The following is a 15,585-nucleotide window of genomic DNA, read 5'->3' as shown; positions in this document are numbered from 1 at the left end:
CGCATCCTATGGAGCGTCGACCGACTGATCCAAAAGCCGGCCGTCAAGCCCTGGGGCATACCGCGCCGGGTGTACGGGGGGTGTCCGGGTACTCCCCCGGGAGGGGACGAGAATCCGTCTGGTGTCAGCGCCGCCGTTCGCATCCTCCTTCTAGGGTTCAGCTATGGATCTCCGAAAGACCCGGCCGCGGGGCCGGCGCCTGGCCGCCGCCGTGGCCGCCGCGGCCGTCCTCGCGGGCGCCGGCACCTGGGCGGTCGCCGCCCCCGGCGACCGGCCGGCCGTGCACCGCCAGGACCGCGTGCTGGACATGCCGGGGGCGCGCATCGACACCTCGTACTTCACCGCGGGCGGCGGCCGCAGGCCCGCGGTCCTGCTCGCCCACGGCTTCGGCGGCAGCAAGGACGACGTACGCGACCAGGCCGAAGCGCTGGCCCGCGACGGATACGCCGTGCTGACCTGGTCGGCGCGCGGCTTCGGCACATCCACCGGGAAGATCGGGCTCAATGACCCGGACCACGAGGTGGCCGATGTGCGGCGGCTGATCGACTGGCTGGCCGAGCGTCCCGAGGTGCGCCTGGACCGTCAGGGCGACCCCCGGGTGGGTGTCGCCGGCGCCTCCTACGGTGGGGCGATCTCCCTGCTCGCCGCCGGATACGACCGCCGGGTGGACGCCATCGCGCCCGAGATCACCTACTGGAACCTCGCCGACGCGCTCTTCCCGAACGGTGTCTACAAGAAGCTCTGGGCCGGGCTGTTCTTCACCACCGGCTCGGCCGACCTCACCGGGGCCCAGGGCGGCCAGGGGGACACGAGCGGCGCCGGAGGCGCGAGCGGGGGAATGGGCCAGGGAGGTCCCGGCGGTCAGGGAGGAGCCAACGGCACCACGGGCCAGGGCGCCCAGGCGGGCCCGGGAGACACGAACGGCGGAGGAGACACGAACGGGGGGACTGCCGAGGGCGGTCTGGGCTGCGGCCGCTTCGAGAAGCAGCTGTGCGAGATGTACGAGCGGGTCGCGGTCGCCGGGAAGCCCGACGCCGCCGCCCGCCGGCTGCTCGAGGCCCGCAGCCCCTCCGCCGTCTCCGACCGGATCAAGACCCCCACGCTGATCCTCCAGGGGCAGGCCGACTCCCTCTTCCCCCTCGGCCAGGCCGACGCCATGGCCAAGGCGATCCGGGCCAACGGGGCGCCGGTCGCCGTCGACTGGACCGCCGGGGGACATGACGGCGGCGACCGCGAGACCTCGCGGGTGGCGGCGCGCACCCGCGCCTGGTTCGACCGCTATCTCAAGGGTGACAAGGGCACCGACACCGGGCCCGCCTTCCGCATCAGCCGAACCGGCGGTGTGGACACCACCAACGGCGCGATCCAGTTGCGTGGCGCCACCGGCGACCGCTACCCGGGCCTCGGCGACCGCACCCGGACGGTGGCGCTGCGCGGCCGCGAGCAGTCCTTCGCCAACCCGCCCGGGGCGGGGCCGCCGTCCATCTCCACTGTGCCGGGCATCGCCGCGCTGTCCCAGGCGTCCTCGCTCGGCGTCGGCCTCTCCCTCGACATCCCCGGCCAGTTCGCCCGGTTCGACTCGGCGCCGCTGGACCGGCCCCTGCGGATCACCGGCTCGCCCGAGGTGAAGGTGCGGGTCAAGGCCGACACCGAGGACGCCGTCCTCTTCGCCAAGGTCTACGACGTGGGGCCGGACGGACAGCGGGTGCTGCCCGAACAGCTGGTCGCGCCGCTCCGCGTCACCGGCGCCGAGCAGGGCCGCACCGTCACCGTCCGGCTGCCCGCCGTCGACCACGAGCTCATCGCGGGCCACCGGCTGCGGCTCGTCCTCTCCTCCACCGACCTCGGCTACGCCTCCCCGACCGAGCCCGCCACCTACACGGCCTCGCTGGTGGACGGCGGCCTGACGGTGCCCACCGCGGCCGGGGTGCGGACCCAGCCCGCCCCGCTGCCCGCATGGGTGTGGGGGCTGCCGCTCGGCGCGGCCGTGGTGGCGCTCGGGCTGCTGCTGACCGGCAGACGGCGTACGGCCACTCCCGCGCCCGACCCCGAACTGGCCGATGTGCCGCTCCAGATCACCGGTCTGAGCAAGCGCTACGCCAAGTCCGCCGACCGCTACGCGGTGCGCGAGCTGTCCTTCCGCGTGGAGAAGGGGCAGGTGCTCGGGCTCCTCGGGCCCAACGGCGCGGGCAAGACCACCACCTTGCGCATGCTGATGGGGCTGATCGCCCCCGACGACGGCGAGATCCGCGTCTTCGGCCAGGCCATCAGGCCCGGTGCGCCCGTGCTCTCCCGCGTCGGCGCCTTCGTCGAGGGTGCGGGCTTCCTGCCGCATCTGACCGGCAGCGCCAACCTCGAGCTGTACTGGCAGGCCACCGGCCGCCCCGCCACCGACGCCCATATCGAGGAGGCCCTGGAGATCGCGGGCCTGGGCAGTGCGCTGGAGCGCGCGGTGCGCACCTACTCCCAGGGCATGCGGCAGCGGCTCGCCATCGCCCAGGCCATGCTGGGCCTGCCCGATCTGCTGATCCTCGATGAACCGACCAACGGCCTGGACCCGCCGCAGATCCGCGAGATGCGCGAGGTGATGATCCGGTACGCCGCCGCGGGCCGTACGGTGATCGTTTCCAGCCATCTCCTGGCGGAGGTCGAGCAGTCCTGCACCCATCTGGTCGTCATGGACCGGGGGCGGCTGATCCAGGCGGGCCCGGTCGGTGAGATCACCGGCAGCGGCGGCAGTGTGCTGGTGAGCCATGACGGCGAGCTGAGCGAGGGTCTCATCGGCAAGGTGAGCGTGCTGCCCGGTGTCATCTCCGCCCGCCGTACCGCCGACGGACTGCTCGTCCAGCTCGACGGGACCGGCCCGGCACGGCTGCTCGCCGAGCTGGTGCGGCTGGAGATCCCGGTGACCAGCTTCGGGCCCAACCGGCGCCTGGAAGACGCCTTCTTGACGCTGATCGAAGGAGGATCCGCGTGAGCTCCGTGACCCAGGTCGCGCCCGGCTACCGGGCCCATCACACCCTGCCGCTGCGGGTCGAGGCGGTACGGCAGCTGCGCCGGCGCCGGACCCTGGTGATGGCGCTGGTGCTGGCGCTGCTGCCGTTCGTCCTCGTCGTCGCGTTCGCCATCGGCGGCACCCCCGAGGGGCGGGACGACCGGGTCACCCTGATGGCCACGGCCACCGCCTCCGGCGCCAACCTCGCCGCCACCGCGCTGTTCGTCTCGGCCGCCTTTCTGCTGGTGGTGCCAGTGGCGCTGTTCTGCGGCGACACCGTGGCCTCCGAGGCCAGCTGGTCCTCGCTGCGCTATCTGCTGGCCGCGCCCGTGCCCCGGGCCCGGCTGCTGGTGAGCAAGCTGACGGTGGCCCTGGTGTTCAGCGCGGCCGCCATGGTGCTGCTGCCACTGGTCGCGCTCGCGGTGGGCACCGTGGCGTACGGCTGGGGGCCGCTGCGGCTGCCCACGGGCGGTGAACTGCCCATCGGGGACGCCCTCGCCCGGCTCGCCCTCGTGGTGCTGTACATCTTCCTTTCCCAGCTGGTCACGGCCGCCCTGGCGTTCTGGCTCTCGACCGTCACCGACGCACCGCTGGGAGCGGTGGGCGGTGCGGTGGGGCTCACCATCGTGGGCAATGTGCTGGACGCGGTCACGGCGCTCGGCTCCTGGCGCGACTTTCTGCCCGCGCACTGGCAGTTCGCGTGGGCGGACGCACTCCAGCCCCACCTGGAGTGGGGCGGAATGGTGAAGGGCGTCTCGGTGTCCGTCGCCTACGCGCTGGTGCTCTTCGCGTTCGCCTTCCGTGGCTTCGGCCGCAAGGACGTGGTGTCCTGACCCGGGCGTGGTGTCCCGACTCGGGCGTGGTGTCCCGACCCGGGCGTGGTGTTCTGACCCGGCCCGGCCGTCCGGGCCGGGTCAGTAGTCCTTGAGGGTGTAGGAGTTGACCACCTCGTAGAAGCTGTCGCCGATATGGGTCGGGTTGGTGTCCGTCTCCTGCCCGGCCGAGGGCTCCTGGGCCTCCTGCCGGGCCTGGTTGTCCAGCGCGAGCTGCTGGTTGGCGGTCGCATAGCCACGCAGCTCGCGCTCGTAGGCGGCGAAGGCCGCGGTGTGGTCGCCGCCCGCGGCCTTGAGCTCGCCCGCCAGGACATACGCGCCGACCACGGCCATGCTGGTGCTCTGCCCCGACATCGGCGAGCCGCAGTACCCGGCGTCGCCGACCAGGGTCACCCGGCCCCTGGACCAGGAGTCCATATGGATCTGGGCGGTCGCGTCGAAGTGGAAGTCGGGCGCTCCCCACATGTACTCCAGCAGCCGTGGCATCTCCCAGCGCGCGTCCTTGTACCGCTCGGCCACCAGCCGCTTCTGGTCGGAGACGGACCGGGAGCCGAGGAAGGTGGCGGGCGGTTCGTCCGAGTGGACGCCGACGAAGACCCGGGCCTCGGTGTTGTCGCGGACACTCATCACCATGCCGCCCCAGACATCGCCGGGCATCTGGTAGATGACCTCCCAGCGGTCCAGACCCAGATAGTTCGGCACCGTCCACACACCCAGATAACCTCCGAGATGGCGAAGGAAGTTCTCCTCCGGGCCGAAGACCAGCGCCCGGGTGGAGGAGTGCACCCCGTCGGCCGCCACCACGATGTCGAAGGCGCGGGAATCGCCCCGGTGGAACGTGACCGCCACCTCATCCGTGCCCTGGGCGAGTGCGGCGATTGAATCGTTGTAGAGATACTCGATCCCGTCGCCGCCCGCGGTCAGGAGAACCGAGGACAGATCGTCCCGGAGAATTTCGATGTCGGTGCTGCTGAGACTTCCGCCACTCGCGGTGTGCTCGGTGGTGCTGAAGAGCTCCTTTCCGTTGTCGTCGACCATCGACATTCCGCGCAGCCCGGTACGGCGCGCCCGGATCTCCTCCAGCACACCCATGCGCTCGCACACCTCCAGCGCCGGACCTCGCACGTCGATCGCCTGTCCGCCCGGGCGCGGCCCCGGGGCGCGCTCCACGACCGTGACCCGGAAACCATAGAGATTCAGCCAGTAGGCGAGGGCGGGTCCGGCGATACTGGCCCCGGAAATCAGGACCCGTCGTGTATTCCGCATGGTGTTGTCCCTTCCGAATTCAATCACCGAATGTGGCGTCCCGGAAAAGCCTGGCCGGAGGCACCGACACCGCACCGACGCGACACCGACGCCGGATCCGGGCCCCGCCGACGCCCTGCCGACGCCACGCCGACAGAGCTCCGACACCCGGGTTCCGCAGGGGAGTTGGAGCCGGTTGAGCCCGGGGGCGGTCGGCCGGAGAGTGGCGGAACTCTCTCATTGGTTAATGAGAGTGTTACTTCCATGTGTTGTGTGGTTCTGTAGTGATCGATGAGACTGGGATTCTGACCGGTCAGCGCAAAAGATCGGTCGGCCCGCACTGGTTGACGTTCGGTCCGCCCCCCACGATCCGAACAGGATGGGACCTTATGCGCAATTCGCTGGAGCACCTTCGCGTGTGCCCCGCCGCCGTCGCCATCGTCTGCCCCAGACCGAGCCGGAGAGCTCACCTCTCCCCGCGCGGATCGGCCACGGTCGCGGCGTAGCCGCCTCTCTCCACTCACCGAACGGCGGATCGCCCCGGCCTTCCCGGCGACGCCGTCCTCCGGCCTGCCCGTAGGCGCATGCCCCCTGTGCGCATGCCCACGGGCCACGTGGTCTGCCTGGACCCGGGCCGGAACGTCGGCCTGCCCACGGCCCGTTCGGTGACGCACTTTTCCAGAAAGGAACCACGAAGGTGCTCACTTCGCACCACCCACGATCACGCGAATCCCAGCAACCCGTGCCAGCCGCTCGCGGCGGCCTGGCGGGACCGAGCGGGCATGTGCTGGCGGTCGGCACACCGGGCCCCGGACTGGACCGGCTGACCCGGACACTCGTCTCGACCGGGCATGAGGTGAGCCATGCGGCGCCCGGCGACGTCAGCCGTCAGATGCGGCACTCCCCACCGGACGCGATCGTCGCTCTGGACGACGCCCACGAGGGCCTGGAGGTGATACAAGAGGTCCGTGCCGTGCCCGCGGGACGTGCGGTCCCCCTGCTCATGGTCACCTCCGACCCCGGCCCCAGCGGCGTCGCCGACATGCTGCGCGGCGGCGCCGACGACTGTGTGCTGGAGAGCTCCGACCCCGTCGAGCTCTCCGCCCGGATCGAGGCCAAACTGCGCCGGGTCCCGGTCCCGGTCGAGAACCTGCTGCTCGACCCGCGCACCGGCCTGTACTCCCAGCCCCACTTCCTGGGCGAACTCGACCGGGAACTCAAGCGGGTCGACGACAGCCGCAGCGGTGGCGTCGTCGCCATGGTCGGCGTCGCCGAGATAGCGGCCCTCGAAGCCCGGCTGGGGCCGCGGGTGCGCCGTGAGGTCGCCGAACGTCTCGCGGGAGTGGCGGAGAAGCTGGGCGGCGTCTGTGACCGGCTCGGCTGGGACGACGACGGCCATCTGCTGATGCTGATGCCCGGAGTGGACGAGGACATCGCGCGCCGCGACCTGGAGAAGTTCGCCAACGCCGTGGCCGGGACCCGCTTCGTCGTCGCCGATGAGAACGTGCGGCTCACCCCGGCCATCGGCTGGACCCCGCTGGCCGACTGCGCGGACCGCGCCCAGGCCGTCGCCAACGCCCGGAACGCGGTCGACGAGTCGATCCGCCACCGGGATCTGCGGCCGGTGAAGTACGCGGCGTGGATGCGCGGCACCCACCGCCGGGGCCGTCGTACCCTCGCCGGTGCGCTCCGCGCCCTGCTGTCGGCGCTCTCGCCCGTCCTGGTGCTCCTCTTCGGGGTGGGCATCCCCTTCGTCTTCTATCAGCAGATGTACGAACTGGGCTGGGACGTCGGCTCGGCCGCGTACTGGGTCGTGGTGTCCGGCCTGGTGCTCTCCGCCGTGCTGATCGTGCTGGAGTGCCTCTTCTCGCTCGACGCCAAACCCCGGCCCGAGCGGCCCGCGCAGCCGTATCCACCGGCCAGCGCGGTCATCGCCGCCTATCTGCCCAATGAGGCCGCGACCATCGTCGACACCATCGAGTCCTTCCTGCGCCTGGACTACCCCAACGAGCTGGAGATCGTGCTCGCGTACAACACGCCGCACCCCATGCCCGTCGAGGAGACCCTGCGGGAGATGGCCCGCCGCGATCCGCGGCTGGTGCTGATGCCGGTGGCGGGCAGCACCTCCAAGGCACAGAACGTCAACGCCGCGGTCACCCGGGTGCGCGGTGAGTTCGTCGGCATCTTCGACGCCGACCACCACCCGGTGCCCGACGCCTTCCAGCACGCCTGGCACTGGCTCTCCAACGGCTATGACGTGGTTCAGGGCCACTGCGTGGTCCGCAACGGCGAGAGCTCATGGGTGTCCAAGCTGGTGGGCGTGGAGTTCGAGGCCATCTACGCCGTCAGCCACCCCGGCCGGACCCGGCTCTACACCTTCGGTGTCTTCGGCGGCTCCAACGGCTTCTGGCGCACCGATCTGCTCGCCCGGACCCGGATGCACGGCACCATGCTCACCGAGGACATCGACTCCTCGATGCGCGCCCTGCAAGAGGGCTCCCGGATCGCCACCGACCGCACGCTCATCTCGCGCGAACTGGCGCCCACCACCCTCAGGGCGCTGTGGAACCAGCGCTCGCGCTGGGCACAGGGCTGGCTCCAGGTGTCGCTGAAGTACCTGTGGCGCGGGCTGCGCTCCCCGGCCTTCACCACCCGCCAGAAGGCGGGGCTGCTGGTGCTGCTGGGCTGGCGGGAGATCCAGCCGTGGCTGACCCTCCAGATCCTGCCCGTGCTGCTGTACTCGGCGTGGCGCGCGGGCGGAGTGGACCAGCTCGACTGGGCGGTGCCGGTCTGCCTGCTGGCCACCCTGCTGACCCTGTCCGCCGGGCTGGTCCAGGCGATGTTCGCCTGGCGGCTCGCGGTCCCCGAACTGCGCCGCCGCAGGGCGTGGTTCTGGCGGTATCTGCTGGTGTCCACCTTCTTCTACAGCCACTTCAAGAACATCGTGGCCCGTCAGTCGCTCCTCAAGGAGGTGCTGCGGGACCGCCAGTGGCGGGTCACCCCCCGGCCCGGTGAGAAGGCGGTGAAGCGGACATGAGCACCCTGTCCACGACCATCACCTCCGCCTCCGCCTCCGCCTCCGCCACCGGACCTCGGCCGGCCAAGGCCACGCCCGCCAAGGGCGCGCCCGCACGGAACCGGATGAACGCGGAGATCCAGGGCTTCAGGGGAACGGCGGCGCTGCTCACGGTCGTCTTCCACGTCTGGCAGCAGTACTTCACCTACGACCGGGACGGCGCCCACTCACCGGTGCCCAACCGGTACGCGAACGCGCTGGTGTCGCTGGAGGTCATCGACTTCTTCTTCGTCCTGTCCGCGTATCTGCTGACGCTGTCCTACGCACGGGCGGCGATCGACGGGGGCTCGACCCGCCCCGGCCGGGTGTTCCTCTTCCGGCGGGCCATCCGGATCGTCCCGCTGTACTTCCTGGCGGTCACGTTCGTCTGGGCCACCCGCAACCCCACTCTGCCCGGCGAGTGGTCCGATCTGGTGCGCCACCTCACCTTCACCCAGGTCTTCGACCAGGAGCAGATCTTCTACACGATCGGCCCCACCTGGTCGCTGTCGCTGGAAATCATGTTCTATGTGGTGCTGGTGGCGCTCGGCCCCCTGGCCGCCCGCGCCTGCCGTCCGCTGCGCCGGAGGGCCTCGCGGGTGGCGGTGTGCGCCGTGGGATGTGCCCTGCTGTACATCGGGCCGTTCATCTGGATCGCGGTCGCCCGCTACGGGCTGGACATCCCGCACACCGAATGGCCGGTGTTCTTCGGTCCGCAGGCCCGCTTCGGCGGGTTCGCGGCGGGCATGGGCCTCGCGGTGCTGATGGTGGCCCTCGGCGACCGGGGACAGCTCCACGCGAAGGTGGCGATCCCGCTGCGGGTGGCCGCCGTCGTGGGGCTGTATCTGCTGTCCCTGTGCGGTACGGAGGCGGAGGACTTCCTCACCACCTTCTACCATCCGCTGTCCGCCCTGCTGTGGATGGTGCTGCTCTACAGCACCATCCATGTGCGGCGGCGGGGGCGGTGGCACCGGTGTCTCACGGTGCGCTGGCTCACCGGTGTGGGGCTGGCCAGCTACAGCCTCTTCGTCTGGCATGAGCCGATCATGCTGGCGCTGTACAACGCCGGGCTGCTGCCCCCCGACGGCCAGGAGGGCTTCCCGCTCGCCGTGGTCATCGTGATGGTGGTGGCCGTGGCCGGCGCCGCGGTGAGCTACTGGGTCATCGAGTACCCGGCGAGCCTGCTCGGCAAGCTCAAGGACGGTCGCGGCCGTCCCCGCGACTTCTATCCGGAGGCCGCGGGCCAGGGATGAACACACGTTCCCCGGTGTACGGGTGGCCGTACACCGGGGGACCGTGGTTATCATCTGGCTCGTTCTTTACTGTGTAACACGTGTGCGTCGGACGCCGGTTCCGCCGGGAACCGGACCTTCCGGAGCACTGCACCCAACCCATGCCATTACGGGGAGACCAGCGAAATGGGTCGACATAGCCGACCGACCGCCGCACAGCAGGCGCGTGCCACGACGCTCAAGGCGGCCACCGCCCTCGGAGTGGCCGGAACCATAGCCATCGGCCTCAACTCGACGGTCGGCGGTGACAAGTCCGTGGAGGCCCGCTCCGATGTGAACGCGCAGCAGGCCCAGGCGCCCGACATCGAGCCCACCGCCGATCACACGCCCGCGCGGAGCCATGTCTCGCCCAGCGAGTCCGCGAAGCCCAAGCTCATCTCCGACCACACGGACGCCGCCACCCCCGGTGGCGGGGGTACGGACCGGAGCGCCCAGCGGCCCACCACCCATGCCACCCCGGACGCGGCCCCCTCCAAGGCCGCGCCCACCGAGGCGGCCCCCACCCCGGCGCAGCGGGACGACCAGGTCCCCTCGGAGCGGCCCTCCGCACCGAGCGAGAGCGAGACGACCCCGAGCCCGGATCCGACCACTCCGTCGCAGCGGCCCGGCGAGCCGTCGCAGCCCCCCGGCCAGGGCGGTCACCACGGCAAGGGCCTGGTGGGCGGCCTGGTGGACGGTGTCGGGGACACCCTCGACGGTGTGCTCGGCGGAGTCGGCGGTGTGCTCGGCGGCTGAGCGCCGCCGCCTCACCCCGAGGCCAGCTCCCTGAGGCCCGCCAGGCTTCCGTTGAACCTGTTGTGGTCGCCCACCAGCGGCCCGCTGGAGGTGTACTGCCACAGGGTGTGGGTCTTCCACCCGGCCGGCAGGGGCCCGGGAGTGGCGGCGTACCGCGCCAGCCACAGCGGGTTCCGCTCGGCGAAGGCGGAGCTGTTGCCGGTGCACGTCTTCCACCAGCCGGTGGTCGTGTAGATCACCGGCTGACGTCCGGTGCGCTCCTTGACCCGCGCGGCGAAGTCGCCGATCCAGTTCACGATCTGCGAGGCGGTCAGGCCGTAGCAGGTTGCTCCGTACGGGTTGTACTCGAGGTCCAGGACGGGCGGCAGCGTCTTGCCGTCGTCCGACCAGTCGCCTCCGTTGGCGACGAAGAAGTCCGCCTGACGGGTGCCGCCGGAGCGATCCGGCAGGGCGAAGTGGTAGGCGCCGCGGAGCATGCCCTGCTCGAAGGAGCCGTTGTACTGCGAGGCGAACGAGGGGTTCTTGTACGTCGTGCTCTCGGTGGCCTTCACATAGGCGAATCGGACGTTGTCGTCCCAGAGGGCCGCCCAGTCGACCGAACCCTGATGGTCGCTGACGTCCACACCCTCCACCGAGGCGGCTCTGGTGGACCTGGGCAGGGCGTTGGGGTCGGTCCGCTCGTGGTGGGCGATGGTCGAGCCCATCCAGTCCCGCTCGGGGTGCGGAACGGACGATGCGGGGGCCGGGTCGGTGCCGGCGTCGTGGTCGGGGTCGGTCGTCGAGGCCGTGGCCGGTACGAGGGTGGCGAGGACGGCGGCGGTGACCACCACTCCCAGTCCGCCGATGGCGTAGGGCGAGCGCAGACGCGAAGGGGCCCGATGGGCGTTACCGGATTTCAGGGACATCTGTTCCTCCGATCCGTTCCGCATCGACGGTATGCGCGCCGAACGAAGAACGTGAAGCGGAAGAAGAAATTCTGTCCCTCCGTCAGCGGTCCCCGCACCCCTCTCCGACGGGTCCCGAAGACACGCCGTAGCCCGCCACCAGCGCCCGTGCGGCCCGGGTCGCACGGGTGGCGACCTCCTCGACCACATCATCCGGATCGCCGAACTTCCCTTCGAGCAATTGGGCGACATAGCCCCGGGCGAGCGCGTGCAGAGCGTCGAGCAGGGCCACGGCGGTCACCGCGGCGTCGCCCGGGGCGACCACCTCGAAGGCGCTCGGCAGCAGCAGATCGACGAACTCCCGGGTGCTGTCCCGTAGCTCCGGATGGGTGGCCCGCAGCCCCGGCGCGAAAAGGATGTCCAGCCCGCCGCGGTAGCGGGCGGCCGTCCGCACGAAGGTGCCCGCCACCGTCGCCAGCCGCTCCTGGGCCGACCCGACGTCGGCCGCGGTCTCGAGGTAGATGGCCCGCAGCCGCCGCGAGACCTCCAGCGCGGCGGCCGCGAGCAGCGCGTCACGGTCGGCGAAATGGCGGTACGGCGCACCGGGACTCACACAGGTGCGGCGCGCGGCCTCCGCCACGGAGAAGCCACGCACCCCGACCTCGTCGATGATTTCCAGGGTCGTCTGCACCAGCGCGGCGGCCAGGTCGCCGTGGTGGTAGGTGGCGCGTCCTTTCGGAGTGGGTGCCATTCGGGTGACCCTACCCGACCCGTGACTCCGGCTCACCCGCCCCTGGCCTGCGCTTTTCAGCGGACCGGGCCGCCTTCAGCGCCTCCCGCGAACGCTCGATGCGGATCGGCAGATCCCGTACCCGCTCGCCGGTCGCATGGTGGAAGGCGTTGCCGATGGCCGCCGCCGCGCCCACGAGGCCCAGTTCGCCGATACCCTTGGCGCCCACCGGGTTGGAGGTGTTGTCGCTCTCCTCCAGGCACACCACGTCCAGCCGCGGGACATCGGCGTGGGCGGCGATGTGATAGCCCGCGAAGTCATGGTTGGCGAAGTCGCCGAAGACCGGATCGACCTCGCCGATCTCCAGCAGCGCCATCGACAGACCCATCGTCATGGCCCCCAGGAACTGCGAGCGCGCGGTACGCGGATTGACGATCCGCCCGGCCGCGAACACCCCCAGCATCCGGTCCACCCGGATCTCACCGGTGTCGGAGTCCACCCGCACCTGGGCGAACTGCGCCCCGAAGGTGTGCCGCGACAGATCCGCCCGCCGCCCCACGTCCTCGGTGGTGTCGGCCACCACCTCAAGACCGCCTTCCGGGACCACACCCGCGTAGCCGTCCAGCTTCTTCAGCAGCGCACGGCACGCCTTGTCCACCGCCCAGCCCCAGGAGGCGGTGCCGAGCGAACCGCCCGCGAACGGCGCCATGCCCAGCGACGCACGGCCGATCTCCAGCCGCAGCCGCGACAGCGGAATGCCGAGCGCGTCCGCCGCCACCTGGGTGAGCGCGGTGCGGGCGCCCGTGCCGAGGTCGGCCGCGCCGATGCGCACCCGGTAGGTGCCGTCCTCCTCGGCGCGCGCCACCGCGGAGGAGGGGAAGGTGTAGTCCGGGTGGTGCGAGGCGGCCACACCGGTGCCGACCAGCCAGCGCCCCTCGCGCCGGATCCCCGGTGTCGGATCGCGGTGCTCCCAGCCGAAGCGCGCCGCGCCCTCGCGCAGACAGGCCACCAGGTTGCGGCTGCTGAACGGCTTGCCGCTCTCCGGGTCGAGCTCCGGCTCATTGCGGATCCGCAGCTCGATCGGGTCCATGCCCAGCGCCTCGGCCAGCTCGTCGACGGCCGATTCCAGCGCGAACATCCCCGGGGTGTGGCCGGGGGCCCGGAACCAGGCGGGTGTCATCACATCCAGCGGCGCCACCCTCACCGTCGTACGGGCGCTGGGCGCCGCGTACATCATCCGTGTCGAGGACACCGTCTGGTCGGCGAACGGCACCAGGGTCGAGCGCTGCTGCACCGACTCGTGCTGGATCACCGTCAGCCGGCCGTCGCGCTCGGCACCCAGCCGCACCCGCTGGATCGTGGGGGAGCGGTAGGGCACCAGCTGGAACATCTGCTGCCGGGTCAGGGCGATCTTCACCGGCCGTCCGACGTCCCGTGCGGCGAGCGCCGCGAGCACGGTCGGTGAGCGCGGAATGCCCTTGGACCCGAAGCCCCCGCCGATGTACTCGGCGACGACCTCCACCGCGCTCAGCTCGATCCCGAACAGCGCGGACAGCAGCTGCGCGCTCATATAGGGACCCTGGTCGGAGTTGAACAGCGTCAGCCGGTCCTCGTCCCACACCGCGATGGTGGCATGCGGCTCCATCGGGCTCGGATGCTCCACCGGAGTGGTGTACGTCCCGTCCACCCGCACCGGGGCGGCGGCCCAGGCCGCGTCGGCGTCACCGCGCTCGACCAACCCCGGGCTGCCGTCGGTCACCGTCTCGGCGATCTCCAGCCGCTCGTCGTCGGCGCGCAGCACCACATCGTGCGGCTCCCGCTCATAGCGCACCCGGACCGCCGCCGCGCCCTCGCGCGCCGCCTCCAGTGAGGTGGCCACCACGGCGGCCACGATCTGGCCGTGGTACGCCACCCGAGGGGACTGGAGCACGAACAGGTCCGCGCTCACCTCCGCCTCGGCGTTCAGCCGCGGGGCGTTGGTGTGGTCGAGCACCGTCAGCACACCGGGCAGGGCCAGCGCCGGGGCGGGATCGACCTCCGTCACCCGGCCACGGGCGACCGTTGCCTGCACCGGCCATACGTAGCCGACGTCCTGGGTGGGGAACTCATAGGCGTAGCGCGCCGCGCCGGTCACCTTGTCCAGGCCGTCGACCCGGGTCATCGGGGCGCCGATGCTCTGCTCGACGGTGGTCATGCGCGATCCTTCCTCGCGACGAGGTCGCGGACGCCCGCGACGATCAGATCAGTGGCCAGGTCGACCTTGAAGGCGTTGTCCGGCAGCGGCCGTGCCCCGGCCAGCTCGGCCCGCGCCGCTTCCCGCAGCGTCTTCTCATCGGGCCGGGCGCCGCGCAGCCGCTCCTCGGCGATCCGGGCGCGCCACGGCCGCGGCGCCACCCCGCCGAGCGCGATCCGTACATCATCGAGCGAGCCGTCCTCGGCCACCGACACCGCGGTGGCGACGCTCACCAGCGCGAAGGCGTACGACCAGCGGTCACGCACCTTGCGGTAGCGCATCCGGGCGGCCGGTGGCGGCGGGGGCAGCTCCACGGCGGTGATGAGGTCGCCGCGGTCCAGGACGGTCTCCCGGTGCGGGGTGTCGCCGGGCAGCACATACAGCTCGGCCACCGGGACGGTGCGGGTGCCGCCGTCCACCGACCGCAGATGCGCCACCGCGTCGAGCGCCACCAGCGCCACCGCCATATCGGAGGGATGGGAGGCCACGCAGTGGTCGGAGGTGCCCAGCACGGCCAGATCGCGGTGCGCCCCCTCGATCGCCGGACACCCGCTGCCCGGCTCGCGCTTGTTGCACGGCTTGGTGACGTCCTGGAAGTACCCGCAGCGGGTGCGCTGGAGCAGGTTGCCGCCCACCGTGGCGACCGTGCGCAACTGCCCGGAGGCCCCGGCCAGCAGCGCCTGGGACAGCAGCGGGAAGCGCTCGCGGATGCCCGGATCGCCCGCCAGAGCGCCGTTGCGCACGGTGGCGCCGATCAGCGCGGAGCCGTCGTCGCGGTGCTCGATCCGGTCGTACGGCAGCCGGGAGACGTCGATGAGCAGCCCGGGGCCGGTGACGCCGAGCTTCATCAGGTCCACCAGATTGGTGCCCCCGCCGATATAGGTGGCGTCGGGGCGCTCGGCCATCAGCGCGGCGGCCTCGGCGGCGTCGCCCGCGCGGGCGTAGGCGAACTCCTTCATCGGGCGCCTCCGGCACCGCTCGCGGCGGCCGTGGCCGGGTCCTGGGCGCCCGCGGCCTCCAGCACGGCCTCCACGATGCCGTTGTACGCGCCGCAGCGGCACAGATTGCCGCTCATGCGCTCACGCACCTCCCGCGCGTCCAGCGCCGAGGCATCGGCCACCCCCGCGGCGGTGTCCTCGGTGACATGGCTGGGCCAGCCGCGCCCGGCCTCGCCCAGCGCCCCGATGGCGGAGCAGATCTGGCCCGGGGTGCAGTAGCCGCACTGAAGCCCGTCGTGGTCGAGGAAGGCGCGCTGCACCGGGTGCGGTTCCCCGCCGTCCGACAGCGCCGATACGCCCTCGATGGAGACGATCTCGCGCCCCTCGGCGGTCACCGCGAACATCAGGCAGCTGTTCGCCCGCTCACCGTCGACCAGTACCGTGCAGGCCCCGCACTGACCGTGGTCACAGCCCTTCTTGGTGCCCGTGAGCCCGAGTCGTTCGCGCACCACATCGAGCAGGGTCGTCCGGTTGTCGATGGTCATGAAGTGGGACGTGCCGTTGATCCGCAAAGTGATGTCGCTGCTCGGTGAGTGATGTGAGAGGCTCATACATTGAATGTATCAACCTCTTACATGGACGCGC

Annotated in this window: 11 protein-coding genes; 5 read left to right on the top strand and 6 right to left on the bottom strand. The window is 71.5% G+C overall.

Translation table 11 applies throughout. The annotated features are described in order from the left end of the window. Positions 1-163: 163 nt before the first annotated feature. Both NQU54_RS36840 and NQU54_RS36835 read left to right on the top strand, forming a co-directional pair. On the top strand, positions 164-2,977 hold the full coding sequence (locus NQU54_RS36840) for an alpha/beta fold hydrolase (protein WP_257634805.1): 2,814 nt from the start codon (positions 164-166) through the stop codon (positions 2,975-2,977). Further along, complete coding sequence (locus tag NQU54_RS36835; protein WP_257634804.1) at positions 2,974-3,828, top strand: ABC transporter permease; 855 nt, start codon at positions 2,974-2,976, stop codon at positions 3,826-3,828. The genes NQU54_RS36840 and NQU54_RS36835 overlap by 4 nt, the downstream gene beginning before the upstream one ends. Positions 3,829-3,909: 81 nt before the next feature. Here NQU54_RS36835 and NQU54_RS36830 read toward each other — a convergent pair whose 3' ends face one another. Continuing rightward, the gene (locus NQU54_RS36830; RefSeq protein ID WP_257634803.1) at positions 3,910-5,094 is read right to left on the bottom strand and encodes an FAD-dependent monooxygenase; all 1,185 of its coding nucleotides are present in this window, start codon (positions 5,092-5,094) and stop codon (positions 3,910-3,912) included. Positions 5,095-5,815: 721 nt separating this feature from the next. Between NQU54_RS36830 and NQU54_RS36825 the strand changes: the two genes are divergently transcribed. From NQU54_RS36825 to NQU54_RS36815, 3 genes are all read left to right on the top strand, one after another. Then, positions 5,816-8,110, top strand: a complete 2,295-nt coding sequence (locus tag NQU54_RS36825; protein WP_257634802.1) for a glycosyltransferase — start codon at positions 5,816-5,818, stop codon at positions 8,108-8,110. After that, positions 8,107-9,381, top strand: a complete 1,275-nt coding sequence (locus NQU54_RS36820; RefSeq protein WP_257634801.1) for an acyltransferase family protein — start codon at positions 8,107-8,109, stop codon at positions 9,379-9,381. The genes NQU54_RS36825 and NQU54_RS36820 overlap by 4 nt, the downstream gene beginning before the upstream one ends. A 165-nt stretch (positions 9,382-9,546) precedes the next feature. Further along, positions 9,547-10,155, top strand: coding sequence for an extensin (locus NQU54_RS36815; RefSeq protein WP_257634800.1), 609 nt, complete (start codon positions 9,547-9,549; stop codon positions 10,153-10,155). A gap of 11 nt (positions 10,156-10,166) precedes the next feature. Here NQU54_RS36815 and NQU54_RS36810 read toward each other — a convergent pair whose 3' ends face one another. The 5 genes from NQU54_RS36810 to NQU54_RS36790 form a co-directional block, all read right to left on the bottom strand. Further along, positions 10,167-11,060, bottom strand: coding sequence for a lysozyme (locus NQU54_RS36810; RefSeq protein ID WP_257634799.1), 894 nt, complete (start codon positions 11,058-11,060; stop codon positions 10,167-10,169). A gap of 82 nt (positions 11,061-11,142) precedes the next feature. Further along, positions 11,143-11,790 (bottom strand): TetR/AcrR family transcriptional regulator, encoded by a 648-nt coding sequence (locus NQU54_RS36805; protein ID WP_257634798.1) that lies wholly within the window; start codon positions 11,788-11,790, stop codon positions 11,143-11,145. A gap of 10 nt (positions 11,791-11,800) precedes the next feature. Further along, on the bottom strand, positions 11,801-13,963 hold the full coding sequence (locus NQU54_RS36800) for a xanthine dehydrogenase family protein molybdopterin-binding subunit (RefSeq protein WP_257634797.1): 2,163 nt from the start codon (positions 13,961-13,963) through the stop codon (positions 11,801-11,803). Continuing rightward, positions 13,960-14,961 (bottom strand): FAD binding domain-containing protein, encoded by a 1,002-nt coding sequence (locus tag NQU54_RS36795; protein ID WP_257634796.1) that lies wholly within the window; start codon positions 14,959-14,961, stop codon positions 13,960-13,962. Before NQU54_RS36795 ends, NQU54_RS36800 begins: the two co-directional genes overlap by 4 nt. Beyond that, positions 14,958-15,551 carry a (2Fe-2S)-binding protein gene (locus tag NQU54_RS36790; RefSeq protein ID WP_069860599.1) on the bottom strand — a complete coding sequence of 198 codons (594 nt, stop codon included), beginning with the start codon at positions 15,549-15,551 and terminating at the stop codon, positions 14,958-14,960. The genes NQU54_RS36795 and NQU54_RS36790 overlap by 4 nt, the downstream gene beginning before the upstream one ends. Between the last annotated feature and the right edge of the window lie 34 nt (positions 15,552-15,585).

It is taken from the genome of Streptomyces malaysiensis subsp. samsunensis (assembly GCF_024519315.1).
Lineage (GTDB): Bacteria > Actinomycetota > Actinomycetes > Streptomycetales > Streptomycetaceae > Streptomyces > Streptomyces malaysiensis.
The sequence above is the reverse complement of the archived record's forward strand: the minus strand, read 5'-3'. Positions and strand labels throughout refer to the sequence as shown.

Excerpts from the sequence above, each read along its gene's own strand:
- NQU54_RS36840 (WP_257634805.1), top strand. The coding sequence starts at position 164 with ATGGATCTCCGAAAGACCCGGCCGCGGGGCCGGCGCCTGGCCGCCGCC.
- NQU54_RS36830 (WP_257634803.1), bottom strand. The coding sequence starts at position 5,094 with ATGCGGAATACACGACGGGTCCTGATTTCCGGGGCCAGTATCGCCGGA.
- NQU54_RS36820 (WP_257634801.1), top strand. The coding sequence starts at position 8,107 with ATGAGCACCCTGTCCACGACCATCACCTCCGCCTCCGCCTCCGCCTCC.
- NQU54_RS36815 (WP_257634800.1), top strand. The coding sequence starts at position 9,547 with ATGGGTCGACATAGCCGACCGACCGCCGCACAGCAGGCGCGTGCCACG.
- NQU54_RS36810 (WP_257634799.1), bottom strand. The coding sequence starts at position 11,060 with ATGTCCCTGAAATCCGGTAACGCCCATCGGGCCCCTTCGCGTCTGCGC.
- NQU54_RS36805 (WP_257634798.1), bottom strand. The coding sequence starts at position 11,790 with ATGGCACCCACTCCGAAAGGACGCGCCACCTACCACCACGGCGACCTG.
- NQU54_RS36800 (WP_257634797.1), bottom strand. The coding sequence starts at position 13,963 with ATGACCACCGTCGAGCAGAGCATCGGCGCCCCGATGACCCGGGTCGAC.
- NQU54_RS36795 (WP_257634796.1), bottom strand. The coding sequence starts at position 14,961 with ATGAAGGAGTTCGCCTACGCCCGCGCGGGCGACGCCGCCGAGGCCGCC.
- NQU54_RS36790 (WP_069860599.1), bottom strand. The coding sequence starts at position 15,551 with ATGAGCCTCTCACATCACTCACCGAGCAGCGACATCACTTTGCGGATC.